Genomic DNA, 19,828 nt, shown 5'->3' with positions numbered 1-19,828 from the left:
ATCTTTGATTACTCAATTGTGATAAAGCCGAGTCACCGAAGTTAGAGACTGCTGCAAATTTTCAATTAGCTAATACCTTCTATCCACTTTCAACACAGAGATAACTTCATTCTGAATTCATTGCTAAACATGCTTGAAATACTTGTCCAACATTGGCGTTAATAGTGATAGCCACTTTCCATACGCATACGAATTAAGGTGAAGGTCGTCTGCACTGCATGTTAATGGCAAGACACCTTGCGGGCATATTACTGCATTCAAATCGATGTACTTTGCTCCAGTGTTGTTACACAGTTTGATGAGTTCTTGGTTTAACTGTGCCACCAGAGGATTTAACTCGTTTAATCGCTCACCAACAAATAACGTCGATTGTACCCATACCTCGATATCTCTCTCATGCCAGTAGTTCAGCATCTGGCTATAGTTCTCCATAATTTCGTCAACTCGATAGCCTTGAGACAAATCGTTAATTCCAGCCATCATGCAGATGAGTTTTGGCTGACAGGCGGTGGTGCTTTCGATTCGATACTTCATTCCATCCGTTGTATCGCCACTCAAACCACGGTTTGCTAACGTCACGCCTTGAATACCATCGTGCCAAGGCCCCCATTCTGTTATGGAATCACCATACATCACCAGTTCGACAGGTTTAGCAAAAGCTATGTGGTTATCTTGGGTTTGCATAAATCGGATCACCTTTTGAGTACGTTGATTAAGATCGAGCGACTGAGCAATCTGCTTAAACTGCTCTGGAGCAATATTGAAATCTTCAAGTGATTGGGTTAGCTTCTCAACGTCTGTTTTAAATCTCGAAATTCGAGTAGTTAAATCGTATTCATCACGTAATGTATATAGCTGTTCGACCAGAGTGTAAAAATGTTGGGAAGGGTTAGCTTGATAGAGCTTTACCAAGTCTAGGCATTCAGCGTTCGTGAGTTCATTTAAAAGCTCTTCTCTGGTCATTTATTGATTCCTTTCTTCTCATCTGATGATAAAACCGATGAAAGTCTTACATTTGCCATCAATTTTTTCGGAAAATGCTGGTAAGGGCTTGCTATTACCCTACAAGACGCATAACACTCTCACCTCAAGAACGATGAATATAACCACGAATAAGGGGCAATATGAATCATTTGATATCAGTAAGTGCACTTGAGTCATTTTTAGTTGCAATCAGTGTACTTTTCCTAGGGCATTTCATTAATGCCAAGTTGCCAATTCTCAACAAATTTAACATTCCAGAGCCAATTGTTGGCGGCTTGATTATCGCCTGCGCTATTACAGTACTGCATTTTTATGGCGTTGATTTAGAGTTTGATTTACCACTACAAAACACATTCATGTTGATGTTCTTCGCCACGGTGGGTCTTGCGGCCAACTATACACAGCTGATGAAAGGCGGAGCAAAAGTGTTTATTTTCTTAGCTATCGCATCCGTCTATATCATCATCCAAAACGCCGTGGGGGTGTCACTGGCAACGGCCTTGGGTTTAGAGCCACTAATGGGCTTAATAGCAGGTTCAATTACGTTGTCTGGCGGCCACGGCACAGGAGCGGCTTGGTCTCAGACTTTCCAAGACGTCTATGGCATGAATAACGTTCTCGAAATCGCAATGGCATCGGCTACTTTTGGTCTGATCATCGGCGGCATTATCGGCAGCCCTGTTGCACAACGTCTGGTGGAAAAGAATAACATTGAGTCTGAGTACGGCAGAGGTTCTAAAACACACGAGAAATTCCCAGAATTGGTTACCTACAATGAGTATGAAGAAGATAAAGTGACAGCAAAGAAAGTCATTGAGAAGCTGTTCTTTCTACTTATCTGCGTGACTGGAGCAAAGTATTTGGAACTTTGGGTCAGCTCTTATGAAATCTCATGGCTGATGATTCCCGACTTTGTCTACGCTTTGTTTATTGGTGTCATCATTACCAACTTCTTAGAAGTCACTAAAATCCGAAAATTAGACGCTGAAACCATCGATATGTTGGGTACAGTATCTTTAGCCTTGTTCCTAGCCATGGCGCTAATGAGCCTTAAACTGTGGAACATTTTCGACCTTGCTATTCCATTCTTAGTCATTTTGGCGGTTCAGTCAGCCATGCTTGCGGTATTTACCTATTATGTGACGTTTAAAGTCATGGGCAGCAACTATGACGCGGCGGTTATTTCGGGGGGACACTGCGGTTTCGGTTTAGGAGCAACGCCTACAGCGGTGATGAATATGGGTTCTATCGTTAACCGTTTTGGACCATCACCCCAGGCGTTCATGGTGGTTCCGATTGTCGGCGCATTCTTCATCGACATTGTTAACCTGATCATACTGCAGGGCTACATATCGTTTTTAGGTTAAGCAGACCTAAAGGCTAGATACAAAGAAAGGTACGCAATGCGTACCTTTCTTTTTCAGATAAGAAAAAAGACGCCATCAGGCGTCTTTTAACATTAATATGGCGGAGCAAGGAATCCGACCTTAATTTATAACATAATGAAATTTATAAAAACTTACCAAGTAGAGTATCAAAAGCATTACAAAAAGCATTACTTTAAATCAAGAGTATATTCAATCCAAAAAACCTAAAACCACTATCATTAGTACGTAACTTAACGTTTGTAGCAGTAGTCTATGATTTCGCTAAATCCGACTTCCTCATTTTCAAGTCTCGACTCTAGCTCATTCAATTCAGCTATGCTAAGTAAATCATCTGATCCCGATATCTCAACAAAAAAATCAGGTTTATAAATTTTACCTATCTTAGTTAACTCACTACTAACCTGATGCAGAATGTGATCTCGTAACTTAAGTTGGTTTCGACGAAATCGAATTAACCTAAAACAATCAAAAAAGTCAGACCGCTTTGATGAATCATATTGTCTGCCATTCCACCCAGTTTCCTGTGTGGCCCGATAGAAAATGTGCTCTTGAATATTATTCCAAGCTCCAAAATCGAAAAAGTTTGTTGGGGATGGGTTCTCATAAGTAGCATGAGGTAAGAAATTGATTCCTGCATGCCTATATTGGTCAATAACAGACAAGATTTTGTTTTGTGCTGATAATAAACGTTTCATCGATTTGGGCAAATCAAAGCGCATTATTTGAGTTGTTTCCAATATGCGGATTTCGCGCGGTAATTCCTCATCATCCTTATTCCAATGCCTTTCCAAGCGCTCTGGTATCCATTGGATGTACTTTCCTAATAGCTGAAATACACCCACGGAGCTTAGCGGGACAACATAGACCTTACCATTATCTATATCCTTTTTTACGAAGTAATACGCTCTTCCAGACCAGATTAGAGACTTGGCTATATCCTTTACTAATTCACATATTGTTGAGTCAATCGTATGCTCACTATAGAGAGCCCTCACATTTCCAAGCAATACCTGTAACAAAGCATTATCATTAGATTCGATGTCAAAAAGGTTCCCTCCTCGGCGATCGACTGAGCGAAACAATAGTGTGAAGTCCTCATTAAACATCTGAAGGTTAAAATCAAATCCTCCTTCGGTTTTCAGTATAAGTCGGTCAATCAACTTTAGGTTTACATCTTGGTTATAGTGTCTAAATAGAGGTTCACCACCAAAAATTATCATGCTATTACCTCTCATCGCCGTTATTCAACCTACGAGAGAGGCTCTCTATATGATGGTCGATATCAAAATCATTAGAAGTAAGTTGCGGCATGATAACTTGCGCAAAGAACAAATGCGACGCATCGCTAATTGACCTAAGGAACTCACGAACAATTTTATTTGGGTGTGTGGTCCTCCGCCTTTCGAGTCCCATTTGATCACCATAACCATCTTGTCTAGCCCTATGCTCAAAAGACATTTTCCACTTAATACGGATCATTCCACGTGGTGATGAACTCATACTAAAACTGTATGGATTCGACAGTACAATCATTCGCTTAAAATACTGCTGCTTGTCAGGCATTAGGTCAATCCATCTATTGAAAAGTGCTAATGGTTTCTCCGACAAATTTTTATTATCAAAGTACTCCCCATACAAGATGGCAAAACCTAAAACAGAAGCTAAGTCATTAATTACACTTGAAATAAGGTGCAATCTATACTCATGATTAACATCAAGTGTTGGATCGATAAATTTCAAATCTGCAGCTAAAAAAGTCAAATGCATAAATAATGGAAGAACCTTATTCAGCTTATTTTCGTCATTTTTTTCTAAAGCGCTAATGCATGCTTCAGCCAGCTCGAAGTATATCTGGCCAAAATGGTCAGGAAGTTCATCATTGTGTTTGGCCTCAAAAATATGTGTTACTTTTTCTCTATTACCAAGCCAAGAAATTGCGTCATCTCTTACAGAACCAATTAGCTCTCCCATGCCATCAACATCTATATCAGGAAATTTGTATTGCTTTTCAGTGTAATGCTCATACTTATTATACCGCTGAATAAGATCGCCAAATTCATCACACCATCTTGGTAACTTCCAATGACTATGCAAACTAGCAAGAACAACCTGAGTAGCAGCCTCCGACATCTTATATTCTGTCAATGAATCAACAAAAGCAGGAATTAAATCTTTCTGAGTTTCGCAAATCAAAGGTAATAATTTAGCGTAGTGTTGCAACAATTTTAAAACGGCTAACTGCTGAACGTATTTGGGCTTAGATAGGCGTCGCCCCTCAATTTCCTTTTCAAACTCAATCCGCTCAACAATAAAATCTAAATCGACTTGCAAAAAAGGAGGTAGCTTACTTATTGATTTCTTGTCCCACTTGTCACTGTTAAAGAAATCCTTCAGTTCTGCTTCAAAAGTCATTGTTCGACGTAAAGACTCTAGACAAAGGTTGCTTGCCATCGCAGCCCAAGCATCTGCAATTCCAACCATCAGCTTCAGCGTTTCGCGGTCATCCGCCTTCGAAGAAGTTAAAGAATTCTCAATAATCTCTTTAAACCTTTTGAGCTCTTTTATACCGGCTTCAGACTGAAACTGCTCTGCGTAAATGGAAATACGGCTAGATAAATTACTAAGCAATTTGAGTACGAGCTTAAGGTCTTTCTCTTGGAATGCTAGCTCAAAGTGGGCAGCCAACCTATCAGCTAATTCATTTTCAAACCATTGGTGGTCTATCTTTTCTTCAACTAATAATTGTTGGCTACTCATGTCCAAAGCAGAAGACGTTTTTGTGTCACCAGCCAAAAACCACTGTTTATGAGAGTTTCTTCTAGGGAACCAGTAGCTATCTTGCCGTATTCTTGGCTTACTGCGTATTCCGGTGATTCCGGACACCGGCTCCGGTTTAACCGGACGCCTCATATCCCTAACTTTTCTCTAACCCTATTTTTACTCTACCTGTCCGGATTGCGCCAGTTTTCTCATTGATTCTCCTCCGAGTTCTATTCGGTGACTGTTGTGGATTAACCTATCCAATAAGGCGTCAGCAACCGTGGCATTGCCTATCATGTTGTACCATTCTTTAACCGGAAGCTGGCTTATCATAATGGTGCTGCTGGTTTGATAACGATCCTCCAGAAGCTCCAGCAAGTGACCCGCATGATCCGGACTCAACTTTTCCATTCCCCAGTCATCCAAGATCAGAAGTTGTTTTCTCGACAGAGCCAGAAGTTGCTTTTGGTAAGTCCCGTCAAGGCGACCTGAACTCAGGTCATCAAGTAAACGGCTGAGCCTGTGATAACGGACACTGTAGAGCTGGTCGCAAGCTTGAGCTGCAAGCGCACAGGCAACGTAGGTTTTTCCTGCTCCCGTCGGTCCGGTGATCAGAACGTTTTGTTTTTTGTGCAAGTAGCTCCCGGTTAATAGCTCACTCATTTGAGTACGCTTAAGTCCTCGTCCTTCTTTGTAGATAATCTGACTTGGCAGAGCATCGACCCGGAGTTTAGCTTGCCACTTCAGGCGTTGGATTTTGGCCTGATTTCGTCCCAACACTTCGCTTTCAAGCAGCAGGCTTAACCGCTCTTCGAAGCTCAGCTCTGCATAGGTCGATAACTGCTCTTGTTGTTGCTCCAGAGCCGAGGCGGCATGGCTCAGACGCAGTGATTTGAGTTGTTCGCTTATTGTGTTCATCATTCTCTCCTAGTGATAACTGTTGGGTCCGCGCACATTGCTGTGTTGGATGTCAGGGGTGGATTCCGGAGTCGAAGACAACAGGCCTTCCCGGTGATTTTCAAGCAAGTTTCTGATGAACCTGAGATAGGGTTTGTTCACCATCAGAGCATCTTTACATGCCTGCTCTAAGCGAGCGTCACCGTATTTTTTCGTCAGGTTGAGAAGCCCAAGGCAACTGCGATTGGCTTGCGCAGGATGCGCTTTCGACATGAGTAATCGGTTGACCACTTCTTGTGTCGCTGCGCCGATCCGGCCTCCCCAGTTAAGTAACCGCTCTGGTGACCATTTTTGATATTGATGATTGCTGGGCATATGCTCCGGATAAGTACTGATCCCATGCTCTTTTTTACTGGCTGGGTGCTGAGAGATCAGATTACCCTGATGGTATATCTGTATCAGCCTGGAAGTGGCTTCAAGCTCAACGTATTGGCCCACTAACTGATGGGGAACAGAGTAATAATGCCTTTTGTATTCGATGTGATAATCCGGCCCCACTTTGGCGCGTTTGATTTCTGTGTAGAGATAACGTTGTACGGGGAGAGGTTTTAGTGCCGGCTTATCCAGAGTATCGAACAGCTCCTTTCGGCTGGCTCCCAGTTGTTTCATCTGTCTTTGGTTCAGTGAGTCCATTAACTCCCGGATAGAGAGGTTTAGCTCTTTGAAGGTATGGAAGGTTCGGTGACGAAGCCGCATCATGATCCAACGCTCAACGATAAGGACGGCATTCTCAGCCTTGGCTTTATCTTTGGGTTTATAAGGGCGTGCTGGCATAACGGCCGTGCGGTAATGGTACGCCAACTTGCGGTAACTATCGTTGAGCTTGGGTTCGTAGCGGTCCGTTTTGGTCACCGCGGATTTTAGGTTATCAGGTACAAGCAACGCCGGAACGCCGCCGAAGTGTTCAAAGGCATTGGCATGAGCTTCCAGCCAGTGCTCAAGTCGCTGGCTTTCACAGGCTTCAACATAGGTGTAGTTGGACGCACCTAACGTCGCCACGAAGATCTGAGCGTTGCGGATTTCTCCGGTTTCAGGGTTTACCACCGGGATGGTTGGTCCACAGTAGTCGATGAACAGTTTGTCACCGGCCAGGTGGCTCTGACGCATACTGCGTTTCTGCTTCTTTAACCAACGAGTGTAATGCTCGCAGAACTGGCTGTAACGATAAGCTCTCTCCTGATATTCAGCCAGATACTCTTCCCACAGCAGATGTTTGCTCATGCCCTTACGTTTCAGTTCGACAAAGCACTGGGCGAAGTCCGGCATCACCTTTGTGTCGCTGATTGTTTTGTCACGATAGAGAGTCTGAGCCAGTTCAGTATCAGAGCAGCTTTCAGGGAGAGGCCAACTCATTGCGCTTTGCTCAAAACGGGTCAGTATTTCTGAGATGGTTGAACGACTTACTTTCGTGCAGGAAGCGATCTTTCTGGTCGACAGATGGCACTCATATTTAAGGCGTAATACCTCTTTGATGTTTGTCATAGATGTTCTCTTTTTCGGCATTATCACTTCCTTGCTACGTTAATATGCATAACAAGAATAGTGAGTGATTGATTTAAAAGAGAAAAGAGGGATATTCCGGAGTAACCGGACAGGGTTTCCGCTTAACCGGACAGTGATTCCGGAGTTAGTGGAAAAATGGCTGGTTTATGCCGGAAATAGTGTCCGGATTAAAACGGAATGGGTGTCCGGGGAATCCCGGAAACGGTGGCTGGATTGCTCCGGAATACGCAGCTTACTCTGCATGTAGTGAAGAAGCAAGCCTGTATATTGACGAGTTAACGCAGGTAAATTATCTTCCAAATCTACTTTATTTTCTTTTATTCGGTCATCTATATAAAAAAGCTGTTCTAAAGATAGTCGTGCAATCTTTGAATGATGATTGGATAATGATACTGAATTCTTATGGTTTGCAGCACCATCTATATGGCGCGCAATAATAGGAAGAATCTCACTGCTAACGAGTAAGTTAAGATCAAAAAAATTAAATAATCTCTGACCTAATGGAAACAGGGTAAAGGCACTTAATAAAGTTAGAATTGATCCAGCGGCATATACAAACAAACCGGGGTCATATCCAAATAATGGTAATGCAGTTGCTGTCAAACAAAACATTGCGGCGAACACCAAAACTCGTGAATAAACGCTCCCGACCTGTTCGTTGGTAAGCATCTGAATTATATCACGACGAAGTTTTGTATAACCTGCACTCAGTATGATACCAATTGTTGCAAAATAGATGGAGAATACTGTGGTTAGTATCTGAGCGTACAACCTGAGCTGTTCAATGTTAAAAGTTTTCTCGTTTGTCTTCAGTGCTGGCAGCCAAGATAAGTTAGTACGAACATAAGTTTCGACAAAAATCAGAGTCGCTATCAATAACAAGACCCATATTAAGCTTTTTACACCTATCCAAGTGAAAGAGCTTAAAATGTGAATACTGTCCTTCGATTTAGCTGTACTAATTCAGACCTGATCTGACAGTTACCCACTTTTCGACTTGGTGCCTGTCAGATTATATCTGGGCTAGATTCTTTTCAGCCCAGATTGATTTCCCATCCTCTAATGTTTCTATCGGCGTTCTGCCACAGCACATTTTTCCTTGATGAGTACGGTGATTGTTGTAGTAGTCCATCCATTCGTCCAGATCTTTCTGCAACTCTTCGATAGAACCATACAGTTTCTTTCTGAATGTCACTTGGTAGAACTCATTCAATATGGTCTTGTGGAAGCGCTCGCAGATACCATTTGTTTGTGGTGACATCGCTTTAGTTTTCGTGTGGTCGATATCATTAATGGCTAGGTAGAGCTGGTAATCGTGCTGCTCAACACGACCACAGTATTCAGTGCCTCGGTCAGTCAAGATTCGCAGCATTGGCAGTTCATGCGCCTCAAAGAACGGTAGAACCTTATCATTCAATATATCCGCTGCGGTGATTGGTGTTTTCGTTGTGTAGAGCTTGGCAAAGGCGACTTTACTGTAGGTATCAACGAAGGTTTGTTGATAGATGCGACCAACACCTTTCAAGTTGCCAACATAGAATGTGTCTTGAGAGCCGAGATAACCTGGATGCGCTGTTTCTATCTCACCACAAGCCTCATCATCGTGCTTCTTACGCTCAAGAGCCGCAACTTGCTCGTCTGTTAGGATAATACCGTTCTCTGCGACCTGTTTCTCCAGTGCGATAAGACGTTTCTTGAAGTTCTCTAGGTCATTGCGAAGCCAGATTGAGCGTACGCCACTTGGAGAGATAAACACTCCCAATTTACGTAATTCATTACTCGTTCTAACTTGTCCATGAGCTGGGAAGTCGATGGCGTATTTGATAACGGCTTGCTCAGTTTCACTATCAACACGGTTCTTCAAATTCGGTGCTCTTCGGCTACGGTTAATCAGAGCATCAATACCCCCCGTCTCAACCAACTCTTGATAACGGTAGAAAGTATCTCTTGATACCCCCATAACCTTACAGGCTCTAGATACATTACCGAGTTCTTCTGCAAGATTGAGAAGGCCCGCTTTGTGTTTGATAATTGGATTGCTAGTATGAAGCATGAGAGTTACCTCTTTTTGTCTTTGATTAGTGATTAAGCACCTTTAATCAAAGTGGGTAACTCTCTTCTTTTCAAATTGAAGTGTCAGATCTAGTCGGAACTAATACAATTTAGCAACTATAGAATTTCTTTTATAAGCGTTACGTTCGAGAACAAAGCGAACCCTTCCCCACCTTGAGCGAAACTTCCAAAACTGTAGCTTAGAAACCACCCTTATTCTCAGACTCTCAATCAAAAAATATCTCTCAATGCAATTAACCTAAAACAGGTCTGGAACGTGAACAAAAATATTCCACCAGCTTAATAAACACATTATTTCATATTAATTGAACTGAACAAATTAATCCAAACCCTAAACCATCGATTATAGAAAATATGAACGCTAGCAAATTTCTACTTAATTGCTGGCTTAAAAATCAACCGAAAAACCTCGTAAAAAAGCCAAAATTTGCCATTTCTGTTTCATTTTTCAGTAATAGATACAACTAAAAACCCTAAAACCGTTTAACTCAATGAATTGTAATAGATAAAAATTTCGCTTTGGTTGTACCTGACATACAACCTAAAAAGACAAATTTCTGATATTTTGAAAAACTCGCGTTAAAATCGGTTTTTTCGCCATTCTTTAAAACGACCAATAAATGGATTTTTTCCTTGCGAGTTTTCTTTATTAGCCTTTTTTAGCCTAACTAATGGATTCAACACTGCCTGTGACTCTCCTAATTCATTTATGACAAATTCAAATATCGCTAAACAATCCTTTTGGCTTTTAGGATTCACAGAAAAATTATCAATAGTCCATAGCATAGCGTTAAGATCATCTTCACTAGGTAAACTTGGCAAAGATCGGTCATTTTTCCATTTTACGAAACCTTTCAAATGTGACCACATCTTCATTAAATCAGGTTCTTCCCCTGTTTTTGTATTTGTATGAATAATCCCTTTATATTCGGGGGTCATATTGACCGTATCTTGAGGACAATCTGACCGTATCTCAGATGACAAATTGACCGCATCTAATGAGGTGTCACCGTAATTTTTCCTAGCTTGTCCACACGCATCAATGTTATTAACCGTATCAAAAAGTTCACACCCAAAATTAAGATAGTACGTATTAGGATGAGACCTGCTGCTTGTTTTTCGGTTACGGAAAACCACTATTAGATCAAGTTCTTCTAACTCCCTAATTGCGCGACTTACCGTTTTTTCACTTACCCCCATCTCCCTCGCAAACGTTGCTATTGACTTCCAGCAACAGTTATCCCTATTGGCAAAAGTAATGAGCGCCCGTAAGAAATTATTCTGACGCCCCTTCGTAAGAAATATTTTTGCTTTGTCATAATAAGCCCATTGCTCAGCTTTAAAATTTCTAGGAGCGTTTTGTTTATGAGGTTGACCCTTTCGCAAGGTCGTAACATTATTTTTCATGTCCGAACCTCTCTTGCGCCAAGTAACTGCTGTTTCCATAAATCACATTCAGACTTTAGCCACCCGATAGCACTGGGACCGATTTTAATCGGTTTAGGAAATGTGCCTCGTTCTACCCAGTTGTAGATAGTTTGACGTGAGCGTGCTCCTGTTAGCGCAAGAACTTCAGGAAAGCGCAAAACAGGATCAATATTTAAAGCTTGATTGGTTTCGATTTGAGTCATGGTTGCCCCTTGTCGTGTATTTGTTCCGTTGGACAAGGGGAAATTTAAGAAACCGGATAATAAAGCGCTACAAAATTACGCTAACTTTGTATTTGTTGAGCTAACTTTGTTTTTTTGCATTTAATTTTTTTGAGTATTTTTCTTTCTTCATCCAGTTTTCGTAAGTATTCCTACCAACCCTAACTGGAGGTAGTCCCCTAGCTTGGAGATAATCATCTATGATATCGGGCGCATTAGATGGCGTTTTGTCCAACAGAGCTTTTAAATCGGGTAAGCAATGGATGAGTGCAGAAATCATATCTGTTTGGCCCGCTTCTATCCGCGATTTTAGATTCTGGGAAGTAAATTCTGTATCTGATTGGATGCTATAGATATTAGGTAACGGTTTCTTCTTAGTATGAAGCGATTCATAGAGGTTAAACAGGTCCTTTTTTAAAATCCTAATATCGTGCTTTGTTATGCCTTTAGGGGCACTAAAGCCGTATACAAAGGGTAATGTCCCCCCAAGGTAGTTTATTGGATTAGGTGTTCTTTTCGCTGAATGTAATCTGGGTTGACATAACGGTATTTCCCGTAAAAGTAAGACCGTAGACCTGTGGTCTAAAGCCCACAATCCTTCCAAGTTTGCCTGAACGGTTAACATTATTTCACTATCGTTTTCGAGCAATTTAATACCATTTACAACCGATAAATCCGAATTAATAATTTTTTGAATTAATTCTTCAGGTACAGATGCCCCTTCTATCTGCACTTTATCTAAGCTTGTAATCGCAATGTCACTTCGGGCTTCGTAACCAAGTAAGCTAACGTAAGCTCCTATCGTTCTTATTTCCAAATAATGTTCTATATCCTCGATTGAACATCCCAAAGCCTCAGCTGATTGCTCAATAGAAAAATGTTCCCCGTTAAGTATTAATTGTCTTTTATTCATTATTCACCACCTTTAACTGACGAAAGCCAGTAACAGACAAAGAACCATAGCTAGCCTGTTCGATATGATCGCTCCACCATTTCATCAACGGTCGGCGTTGCTCAAAATAGCTTGTGCGGTTATATGCTTTGCGAATGGCGTTCTTATCCGTATGAGCAAGTGCCGCCTCTATCACGTCAGCATTGAAGCCCTGCTCATTTAGCGTTGTGAGGCAAGAGAACGTAACCCATGAGCGGTTGTGCGTCCTTTAAAGCCAATTCTGCTTAATGCTTTGTTGATACTCTCTGCATCGGTAGGTTTCTTCGGATCGCGTATAGATGGGAAAACAAACTCTCTATGTCCGCTGACAGGTTTCACAGCTTCGAGAATCGCTAGAGTTTGCTCGGTAAGCGGTATTTGATGCTCTCGGTTCATCTTCATTCGATCAGCTGGAATCGTCCAGACTGCGTTTTCAATATCAATTTCAGACCAGCGAGTACCTGCCGCTTCATTAGGACGAGTCATTGTATTGAGCTGCCATTCAATTAGGCATTTGGTTGTTACTTGCACGCGCGACAGTTTGTACTAGCTCTGGAAGCTCCTGAGGGGCTAACGCCAACATATGCTGTACTTTCGGCTTACGGAATACTTCTTTGATACCGCTTAACGGATTTGAGTGGATAAGACCAGCGTTGACCGCATAGGTCATTACTTCATTGATAAGTTGTGCTGTGCGCCTTACGGTTTCGAGCTGCCCTTTTTTCTCTACTGGTTTTAGAGCTGCAATCGCCATAGGTGCTGTAAGCATTGTTACGGGAATCGAGCCAATTTCAGGAAAAGCATATAGCTCCAGCTTGCGCCAGTTCCCTTCGATTGTCTTTTCTTTGATTCTATTTCGCTTTGTGTCCATCCAAAGCGTAGCGACAGCTCTAAATGTGTTGTTTTGTTCGCTGGTGGTTTTTGCTTTTTGTTCTGCTTTCACTAACTGTGGATCAATTCCATCTGCCACCAGCTTTCTTACTTCAGTTGCTTTTAACCGAGCTTCAGCTAACGATACATCAGGAAATGAACCTATACCTGTATATGTCGGTTTACCCGTAGCTGGTTTAAGGTAACGGCACTCCCAAGACTTTGCACCACTCTTACGAACGTACAAAAATAGTCCCCCACCATCACCAAGGCGGTAAGGTTTATCTTTAGGTTTTGCGTTAGAAACTTCTTTAGCGGTTAGCTTGGCCATTCTGATCCCAAAAGTAATGCTTTTTTTGGGCCAATCCTGCTCCTCGTTTTTCGAGTAATGCTTTTTCACAGGACTGATAGATATCAATCAGTTACAAGATTCAGGAGCCGACTTCAATCCTTCTCCTTCGATTACAAGTAATGCCGATTTCTTTCCCAAAAGTAATGCTGAATTTTGATCTATTTTAAAAGCATTACTTTTAGCATTACATAAGGAAATGGTTAGAAATTGATACGAGTGGACAAGTGTTGATACTAACTGTCTGATTTTCTTAAAAGTTAGAAAAGAAAAAAGACGCCCTTGGGCGTCTCTTGACATGAATGTGGCGGTGAGCAAGAGATTCGAACTCTCGATTCAAGGAGAACCACCACAAAACCAAGCAAAATCAATTAGTTAAACAACCTCTTTATGCTTGATTTGTACACCTTTTTTGTACACGCAGAAGAGCCATTAATATGAATAAGTTCAATCCGCATGTCAACTAGGGAGCCGACTTGGTAAGTCGAACTTCCAACATCTAAGTTCACACCGGTTATAAGTTAGGTAAGACCATTAATCACAGGACTACCTAACTACCGAATATCAGCCTAGTCACACATCATACTTATTGCGTATCAATAGCTTGTACCCTATTGGCACACGCAAGTTCACTTCAAATCACTTCATAATCCCGTTGTTTTAACGATTTTACCAACTGTGCCACCAATTACACCTTTTGGCACATCACAATTAGCGGAGGTCTTATGGCCGTTTATGGATATGCGCGCGTCAGTACGACCGGGCAAAACCTAGACGTTCAGCTCAAAGCGCTTTCTGACTGTGACCATATCTTCCGAGAGAAAGTCTCCGGAGCTTCTAAATCCAGACCTGAACTGGACAACTTACTTGAAAGCCTTCATCCCGGCGATGTCGTAGTTGTTACCAAACTCTGTCGCTTGGCAAGGAACACGCGGCACTTACTAGAGATTGTCGAGTATTTTGACGAACAAGAAGTGAGCCTAAAGATACTGAATCTTGGCATTGACACTAAGACTTCAACAGGTCGTCTAATGCTAACGCTTATCGGTGCTGTCGCTGCTTTTGAACGTTCATTGCTACTTGAACGGCAGGCTGAAGGGATTGCTCTGGCAAAAGCCAAAGGACGCTACACAGGACGCAAAGCAACAGCTCAGGAAAAATCGGAAGAGATTGCATCACTTGACGCGGAAGGTCACTCCAAACAGGAAATAGCAGAAATGCTGAACATCAGCCGAACGAGTGTTTATCGGATACTCAGGGCAAACAAGGACTGCAAATGAAGAAGTATTGCACTATTGCATTAATGAGCCTGTTGGCTGGTTGCCAGAGCAATGGCATTGACAGTCAAGTCGACATGAGAACGGCCATTGATATGACTTTCTGCGACGGTAGTGGCTTGAATCGCTTCAACCCTGCTACCAGAGCGGGCCAACCCACTTGGTTTAGTTGTAAGAACGGACTATCCGTTAACCTTCCAAGTCAAACCATCTTCCAATCCGATGAAGAGTACATTAGCAAATACTACGATGAGCTTTTACTGATTGAAGAGAGCAGCTGTCCAGGCGCGGAAGACTCGGTAAGTACATTAATCATTACCCGCAACAAGCAAGGACTTCAATACAACGTGGCCTGCAAGGTGTCGGGGCGCTTTATGGTTGAAACCAGCTTCTTTGATGATATAGAAAAGCAGGTGGAAACCAGTCTAGGCCTAGAAGACTACTGTGAGGATGAGCCTTTCAAGCTAATTAATATCACACGAAAGTCTCCACGAAACATAACTTACAAGTTCACCTGCGGTGATGCCAAATACAGCATCCCAAAAGGCATTACGCCCGATGACGTAGCTGATTTAAACGCTTTGCACTGCGATTACTCTGGCTTTGCGTCTCTTACCGCCAAACTCACCAACACAAAGCAAGCAACATTCACTTGCCGTGATGGCTTTAAAACTACAACTCAGTTCTAAGGGAAATTACAATGAATAAAATGGTTGTCATGCTACTACCAGTAGCCCTACTCGCAGGTTGTTCATCAGAGCCTGAATATGCCGATTCCATGCCAAATCCTGACACTAACGTCGTGTACCAACGTGTCGATATCAGCCAAGAGCTTAACGCAAGCTATTGCGAACAGACGGGGTTTAAGCGATTTCATGAATCCGAGCGCTACTACACGTTCGAATGTATGAACGAAAGTAAATTCCGCGTGCCGAAGTAAGGATTCAGAATGAAATTCACAATAGAATTTAACAAACCAAAGCTACCGAGCAGGAAAAAAACTATCCTGATATTTATTAGTGCTGCCACTTTGTATTGTATCTACGCATTTTCATATGGTTATTACTGGGCAACTACCAGTATGAATTTTGAAGATTGCAACACTTCATATCACAATGCATTTTATCGAGAAGTCGACAATGAGATAAAGGTTCATGGATATCTGCTAAAGAAATACTTTTGCGAACAAGATAAAGATGAGCGAGAAGCTAAAGCGGAAGCATTAGCAGAAGCAAAAAGAGAAAAGTACATAGAAAAACTGGCGTTCTATCATTATTGCGTTATTAAAAGTAATCTTAGTGAAGAACAAAAAGAAACTCTATCGACTAAAGGAAAGCAAGTTATTGAGGAAGTAATTAAGGAATACCCAGTTCAATATAGACGAGCAGCCCTTATTCAATCCGCAGAAGAATTATCTAACGAGTGGGATAACTCAAATGTGGATAGATCTCAATCTTGTATAAATGATATTTCACATCCCTAAGTATGGCATTTCATATGAAAAAACTTTTGTTAGTGCTTTCGATAGCTTTTGCTGCCTCACCAGCAAAAGCTCTAACCAATGCTGAGCAAGTGGGCGTGACATTAGCTACATTCGACGTTTGTTATGTAAAACTCAACGGTTGGCATAATTACGCTGAAGGATTTAAATGGGGGCGAGATATGCTTTTGGATAAAGTAGAAGCAATGCCTTATACGTCCCGTATGCAAGCTATTGATATGGGGGAGGCAATACAAACCGAACTCAATTCAAAAATCACAAATGGCTCTGACGCGTTAAAATTTTGCGAGATGCAATATGAACATTACCAATTAGGCACATATTAGCGCTTACTCAATACTACTTACACCAAAGAAGCACTTGCTTGCTTCTTTTTAGCTTCATGGATAAATAGCATGTCAGAACAGATACATATTGAAGGCTACTCAGAAAGTGGCTTTTGGGGAAAACTGAAGAAATACGCAAAAACCATTGGCGAAGAGTTGGTTGAGAAAGTACTTCAGCTTTATTACGCACTTGAATCGGATAAATGCTCTGCTAAACATAAAACAATTATCTATGGTGCCTTAGCGTACTTGGTGTCTCCTATTGATGCCATTCCCGACTTAACTCCCGTACTAGGCTACACCGACGATATGGGCGTTGTTGCGGCTGCTCTCGCCGCGGTTTCTATGTGTATTGATGAAGAAGTAAAAGAAAAAGCTAAAAACAAGCTCAAAGAATGGTTTAGCTAATCAATAACCCGCTATAAATCTGGCATAAGAGACATGGGTATCCACTACAACAAAAAGGTGCACCATGTTTCGAAAACTACTCAACACGCTCATTCGATGGGCCAAAGAACTCTGGTCTCTGTTTGAGATTATCGAAGAAGTCGTTCCAGCCGGAGCGACCTCTTCATCTTCACCAATTCCTGCAACTTACCAACCACAACCGATAGAAACCAAACGACGTTCACGATGGTTTGAACAACCGCCATCCAAAGTAGCTCGACATCGATATATCGAACTTGACGGCTTTGCTGAAAACTTTCGGATTGACCAGAGAGGACGATACGACCTACTTCAACTTGCCAAATTTGCCGAGCACTTCGTTTGGATTTGCCAAGACGCTGTCGAAGAGTTTATCGATGACTCAATGGATTATGACAAAGATTTCATTGAGGGCCGTCATGTGCTCTGGCTCAACAAGGCGGATTGTATCGAGTTCTGCTATCACCAGTACTCAGCATTAGCCGACCTACTTTAACACTAACCCACCTACCTACAAGGCTCCTTCGGGAGCCTTTTTCATATCCGGAGAAAAGAAAATGGATTACTTAAAGAAAGCCGTATCACTGATTCAAGATGGCGATCGGTACTACGGACATGGGCGCTTCTTTGCCGACTTCATTGATGACTGGGCGTACCGTCAAACAGGGTTACATGAGCCCTCCAGACCACTCAGAGAAGAGGTTGAGACTATTGCAAGTAACCTTTCACACACAATAAGAGCAGCTTGGGAAGCTGCTCCCGGAGAGGATTTCCTTGGGCATGTCATTGAAGAGTCTGGTGGTTCAGGCCACTTGTCATTCTTCCGAACCCCGCCATCGGTTAGCTTGTTAATGGCAAAGATGATGGGCGGAAGCTCTCGCTTAGAAGACTTCGCTGATATCTGCATGGGCAGTGGCTCACTCACTCTCGCTTATATCCACCAGACGTTCCTTGATGGTGGTGCCAGTGCTGTATCTCGCTTGAATCTCATGGGTGAAGACCTCTCCGGCAATAAAGTGAAAGTCGCCATGCTTCAGATACTGAACTTGCTCGATATCTTAGGTGGTGACAGGCCTCTGTACGTTCATAGTATGCGGTTGCGTGAGATGAATAGTTTAAGCCGAGAGGTGGGAACGGTTCAGTACGACTTTTCTGGGCCTAATAATCCAAGATGCAAACTGAGTAATGAACAACATGCTTTAATTAGCCAAGCTGTTAGCTCTGGTGTGTCGGAGGAAGTAATAAGTCAGCGATTGAGAGTGCCACTGAATCTAGTTAGGCGAGAAAGAAAGTCTGCTTGATGAATGGTAATTGGGTAATTTGGTAATTTGGTAATCGGGTGTGAAATTACCTGATTACCAATAACCAGCCTAAAGTTTTTAACTTTAGCAAAAACACTTTTGCCCCATTGTGTGTAAACCTAAGATTTAGGACACACTTCCTTTATCATGATTTGACCTATTTTTTCTAATAACTAACTATGTAGTCACTTCTGTATGAGGGGTTATACCGACACCGTCTTCATTTTGGATTTATTGTTAATTCAATAAAACAATAAGATAAGTGATTGCATTCGGCGTTTCTCTCTGCATTTATAAGGAATGTACCTAGTTAAAGATACTGTTAGAAAAACGGAGGTAGCATGGAGTTTGTTGATACTTTATTGGATATTCTCGAAAAGACCGAAGATGATGATTTAGGCAGAGGCTTTCTGACTGAGCATATGTTTAATTTTCCTTCTAATCAAGTTAATAATGAGGTTCGAAATGCTCTGAACGAAATGTTTAAAACAAAGAATAAATCGCTATACGTATGTGGTCATCAAGGTTGCACAGATAAGTCTATATTTTCCCATGAAATGACAGAAAGTGTTTTCTTGACGCAATTGGCTGATAATCAAGGCATGGTCCTTGAACTGACACCTGATTTTAAAAAAAATGCACTAAAGTCGTGGTTTAAGCCAGTTCATAAAGGAAACGCGACTAATTTCCCTGGATATTGTCGAGAACATGATAGAAGCATTTTTGAAGATATTGAAGCGCCTTTTCCGGGCTTTACAGAACATTTTTATGCTAAATATTGTCTCAGGTTGATTCGACGTGACTTGTTTGAACTAGACAGAAAAATTAAAATGTGCAATGAGTTGATTAGCAATGTTTGTGGGGTTGAGAACGACGAAACTAAGCTATTCATAAATCAAATTGAACAGAAAAAAGAGCTTAACTTAAAGAGAAAAGAACGTGCTCTTGCTATTTATAATGAGCTTTTTGACTCTATCGAAAACCAAAAGTCTTACTTAGAGTTTCATGAATTCGACGTGAAAAAGGCAGGATATTGCTTTAGCAAAATGTTCGACTTTACTCTAGATTCAGACGAAGAATTCGCAGTTTTATTTATTATAAAACTAGAACATGACCAAATGTCCAAGTTTGTTCTTGCACATATAAAAAATGATATAAGTAGAACTTTGTCTTCTGATCTTGAGCCAAAAGGGAATCATGAGCTATGGTTGTTAAGTGAAATGATGCTTAACCACAAAGAACACTTTGTTTTTTCTCACCATTTTAGTGCTAGTCTTGATGAGCATACAAACGATATTATGACGAGAAATCATGATATTTTTCCACTTAGCATCATAGATAAATTATTACTGTCGCAAGTGTTCTTCTAACAAGAGACTATGGCGTCAATAGTTAATTTCTGGCGCTATTGTTATCCCACATTACACCGTCTCTGAACATCGAATTTAAGATCACAACCATCTTTCTCATTTAAGGCTTCAAGATACTTTTCCTAATCTGACGGAACTGAACTAGATTATTAGCACTAACATG

20 protein-coding genes and 1 pseudogene are annotated in these 19,828 nt (G+C 41.6%); 10 read left to right on the top strand and 11 right to left on the bottom strand.

Annotation, left to right across the window (positions count from 1 at the left end; translation table 11 throughout):
- Nucleotides 1-123: 123 nt before the first annotated feature.
- On the bottom strand, nt 124-963 hold the full coding sequence (locus AAGA51_RS05590) for an SGNH/GDSL hydrolase family protein (protein ID WP_042488230.1): 840 nt from the start codon (nt 961-963) through the stop codon (nt 124-126).
- Between the two features lie 161 nt (nt 964-1,124).
- Here AAGA51_RS05590 and gltS point away from each other — a divergent pair, with 161 nt between their 5' ends.
- A complete protein-coding gene (gene gltS / locus AAGA51_RS05585; protein ID WP_042488227.1) occupies nt 1,125-2,351 on the top strand; it encodes a sodium/glutamate symporter in 1,227 nt (408 codons plus the stop codon).
- Between the two features lie 251 nt (nt 2,352-2,602).
- On the opposite strand, the gene AAGA51_RS05580 is transcribed toward gltS, so the two are convergent.
- The 10 genes and pseudogenes from AAGA51_RS05580 to AAGA51_RS05535 form a co-directional block, all read right to left on the bottom strand.
- Entirely contained in the window at nt 2,603-3,592 is a 990-nt protein-coding gene (locus tag AAGA51_RS05580; protein ID WP_042488224.1) for a hypothetical protein, read from the bottom strand.
- A gap of 4 nt (nt 3,593-3,596) precedes the next feature.
- Complete coding sequence (locus AAGA51_RS05575) at nt 3,597-5,282, bottom strand: hypothetical protein (protein WP_342291548.1); 1,686 nt, start codon at nt 5,280-5,282, stop codon at nt 3,597-3,599.
- Nucleotides 5,283-5,309: 27 nt separating this feature from the next.
- The gene (gene istB / locus AAGA51_RS05570; RefSeq protein WP_337165987.1) at nt 5,310-6,050 is read right to left on the bottom strand and encodes an IS21-like element helper ATPase IstB; all 741 of its coding nucleotides are present in this window, start codon (nt 6,048-6,050) and stop codon (nt 5,310-5,312) included.
- Nucleotides 6,051-6,059: 9 nt separating this feature from the next.
- The gene (gene istA / locus AAGA51_RS05565) at nt 6,060-7,592 is read right to left on the bottom strand and encodes an IS21 family transposase (RefSeq protein ID WP_337165989.1); all 1,533 of its coding nucleotides are present in this window, start codon (nt 7,590-7,592) and stop codon (nt 6,060-6,062) included.
- A gap of 144 nt (nt 7,593-7,736) precedes the next feature.
- The gene (locus tag AAGA51_RS05560) at nt 7,737-8,468 is read right to left on the bottom strand and encodes a hypothetical protein (RefSeq protein WP_342291547.1); all 732 of its coding nucleotides are present in this window, start codon (nt 8,466-8,468) and stop codon (nt 7,737-7,739) included.
- A gap of 136 nt (nt 8,469-8,604) precedes the next feature.
- The gene (locus AAGA51_RS05555) at nt 8,605-9,645 is read right to left on the bottom strand and encodes an IS481-like element ISVvu4 family transposase (RefSeq protein ID WP_000903432.1); all 1,041 of its coding nucleotides are present in this window, start codon (nt 9,643-9,645) and stop codon (nt 8,605-8,607) included.
- A gap of 599 nt (nt 9,646-10,244) precedes the next feature.
- Complete coding sequence (locus tag AAGA51_RS05550; RefSeq protein ID WP_042486519.1) at nt 10,245-11,072, bottom strand: helix-turn-helix domain-containing protein; 828 nt, start codon at nt 11,070-11,072, stop codon at nt 10,245-10,247.
- Entirely contained in the window at nt 11,069-11,296 is a 228-nt protein-coding gene (locus AAGA51_RS05545) for a helix-turn-helix transcriptional regulator (protein ID WP_042486523.1), read from the bottom strand. Before AAGA51_RS05545 ends, AAGA51_RS05550 begins: the two co-directional genes overlap by 4 nt.
- A gap of 100 nt (nt 11,297-11,396) precedes the next feature.
- On the bottom strand, nt 11,397-12,227 hold the full coding sequence (locus tag AAGA51_RS05540; protein WP_042486526.1) for a hypothetical protein: 831 nt from the start codon (nt 12,225-12,227) through the stop codon (nt 11,397-11,399).
- A pseudogene (locus AAGA51_RS05535) lies at nt 12,220-13,446 on the bottom strand (integrase domain-containing protein). Before AAGA51_RS05535 ends, AAGA51_RS05540 begins: the two are co-directional and overlap by 8 nt.
- A 743-nt stretch (nt 13,447-14,189) precedes the next feature.
- On the opposite strand from AAGA51_RS05535, the gene AAGA51_RS05530 reads away from it, so the two are divergent.
- The 9 genes from AAGA51_RS05530 (at nt 14,190) to AAGA51_RS05490 (ending at nt 19,665) form a co-directional block, all read left to right on the top strand.
- On the top strand, nt 14,190-14,744 hold the full coding sequence (locus tag AAGA51_RS05530; protein ID WP_042486528.1) for a recombinase family protein: 555 nt from the start codon (nt 14,190-14,192) through the stop codon (nt 14,742-14,744).
- Complete coding sequence (locus AAGA51_RS05525; protein ID WP_042486531.1) at nt 14,741-15,430, top strand: hypothetical protein; 690 nt, start codon at nt 14,741-14,743, stop codon at nt 15,428-15,430. Before AAGA51_RS05530 ends, AAGA51_RS05525 begins: the two co-directional genes overlap by 4 nt.
- 11 nt (nt 15,431-15,441) lie before the next feature.
- Complete coding sequence (locus AAGA51_RS05520; RefSeq protein ID WP_042486534.1) at nt 15,442-15,681, top strand: hypothetical protein; 240 nt, start codon at nt 15,442-15,444, stop codon at nt 15,679-15,681.
- A gap of 9 nt (nt 15,682-15,690) precedes the next feature.
- On the top strand, nt 15,691-16,224 hold the full coding sequence (locus AAGA51_RS05515) for a hypothetical protein (RefSeq protein ID WP_042486537.1): 534 nt from the start codon (nt 15,691-15,693) through the stop codon (nt 16,222-16,224).
- Between the two features lie 14 nt (nt 16,225-16,238).
- Entirely contained in the window at nt 16,239-16,568 is a 330-nt protein-coding gene (locus tag AAGA51_RS05510) for a hypothetical protein (RefSeq protein ID WP_042486540.1), read from the top strand.
- Nucleotides 16,569-16,637: 69 nt separating this feature from the next.
- A complete protein-coding gene (locus tag AAGA51_RS05505) occupies nt 16,638-16,976 on the top strand; it encodes a YkvA family protein (RefSeq protein ID WP_042486543.1) in 339 nt (112 codons plus the stop codon).
- A gap of 64 nt (nt 16,977-17,040) precedes the next feature.
- Entirely contained in the window at nt 17,041-17,490 is a 450-nt protein-coding gene (locus tag AAGA51_RS05500; protein ID WP_042486546.1) for a hypothetical protein, read from the top strand.
- Nucleotides 17,491-17,551: 61 nt separating this feature from the next.
- Nucleotides 17,552-18,295 (top strand): hypothetical protein, encoded by a 744-nt coding sequence (locus AAGA51_RS05495; RefSeq protein ID WP_042486548.1) that lies wholly within the window; start codon nt 17,552-17,554, stop codon nt 18,293-18,295.
- 341 nt (nt 18,296-18,636) lie between these two features.
- Nucleotides 18,637-19,665, top strand: a complete 1,029-nt coding sequence (locus tag AAGA51_RS05490; RefSeq protein WP_042486549.1) for a hypothetical protein — start codon at nt 18,637-18,639, stop codon at nt 19,663-19,665.
- Nucleotides 19,666-19,828 lie beyond the last annotated feature (163 nt).

This window comes from Vibrio diazotrophicus, assembly GCF_038452265.1.
Classification (GTDB): Bacteria; Pseudomonadota; Gammaproteobacteria; order Enterobacterales; family Vibrionaceae; genus Vibrio; species Vibrio diazotrophicus.
The sequence above is the reverse complement of the archived record's forward strand: the minus strand, read 5'-3'. Positions and strand labels throughout refer to the sequence as shown.

Bases quoted from the DNA above. Each gene is read 5' to 3' on its own strand.
- AAGA51_RS05590 (WP_042488230.1), bottom strand. From the start codon at position 963: ATGACCAGAGAAGAGCTTTTAAATGAACTCACGAACGCTGAATGCCTA.
- gltS (WP_042488227.1), top strand. From the start codon at position 1,125: ATGAATCATTTGATATCAGTAAGTGCACTTGAGTCATTTTTAGTTGCA.
- AAGA51_RS05580 (WP_042488224.1), bottom strand. From the start codon at position 3,592: ATGATAATTTTTGGTGGTGAACCTCTATTTAGACACTATAACCAAGAT.
- AAGA51_RS05575 (WP_342291548.1), bottom strand. From the start codon at position 5,282: ATGAGGCGTCCGGTTAAACCGGAGCCGGTGTCCGGAATCACCGGAATA.
- istB (WP_337165987.1), bottom strand. From the start codon at position 6,050: ATGAACACAATAAGCGAACAACTCAAATCACTGCGTCTGAGCCATGCC.
- istA (WP_337165989.1), bottom strand. From the start codon at position 7,592: ATGCCGAAAAAGAGAACATCTATGACAAACATCAAAGAGGTATTACGC.
- AAGA51_RS05555 (WP_000903432.1), bottom strand. From the start codon at position 9,645: ATGCTTCATACTAGCAATCCAATTATCAAACACAAAGCGGGCCTTCTC.
- AAGA51_RS05550 (WP_042486519.1), bottom strand. From the start codon at position 11,072: ATGAAAAATAATGTTACGACCTTGCGAAAGGGTCAACCTCATAAACAA.
- AAGA51_RS05545 (WP_042486523.1), bottom strand. From the start codon at position 11,296: ATGACTCAAATCGAAACCAATCAAGCTTTAAATATTGATCCTGTTTTG.
- AAGA51_RS05540 (WP_042486526.1), bottom strand. From the start codon at position 12,227: ATGAATAAAAGACAATTAATACTTAACGGGGAACATTTTTCTATTGAG.
- AAGA51_RS05530 (WP_042486528.1), top strand. From the start codon at position 14,190: ATGGCCGTTTATGGATATGCGCGCGTCAGTACGACCGGGCAAAACCTA.
- AAGA51_RS05525 (WP_042486531.1), top strand. From the start codon at position 14,741: ATGAAGAAGTATTGCACTATTGCATTAATGAGCCTGTTGGCTGGTTGC.
- AAGA51_RS05520 (WP_042486534.1), top strand. From the start codon at position 15,442: ATGAATAAAATGGTTGTCATGCTACTACCAGTAGCCCTACTCGCAGGT.
- AAGA51_RS05515 (WP_042486537.1), top strand. From the start codon at position 15,691: ATGAAATTCACAATAGAATTTAACAAACCAAAGCTACCGAGCAGGAAA.
- AAGA51_RS05510 (WP_042486540.1), top strand. From the start codon at position 16,239: ATGAAAAAACTTTTGTTAGTGCTTTCGATAGCTTTTGCTGCCTCACCA.
- AAGA51_RS05505 (WP_042486543.1), top strand. From the start codon at position 16,638: ATGTCAGAACAGATACATATTGAAGGCTACTCAGAAAGTGGCTTTTGG.
- AAGA51_RS05500 (WP_042486546.1), top strand. From the start codon at position 17,041: ATGTTTCGAAAACTACTCAACACGCTCATTCGATGGGCCAAAGAACTC.
- AAGA51_RS05495 (WP_042486548.1), top strand. From the start codon at position 17,552: ATGGATTACTTAAAGAAAGCCGTATCACTGATTCAAGATGGCGATCGG.
- AAGA51_RS05490 (WP_042486549.1), top strand. From the start codon at position 18,637: ATGGAGTTTGTTGATACTTTATTGGATATTCTCGAAAAGACCGAAGAT.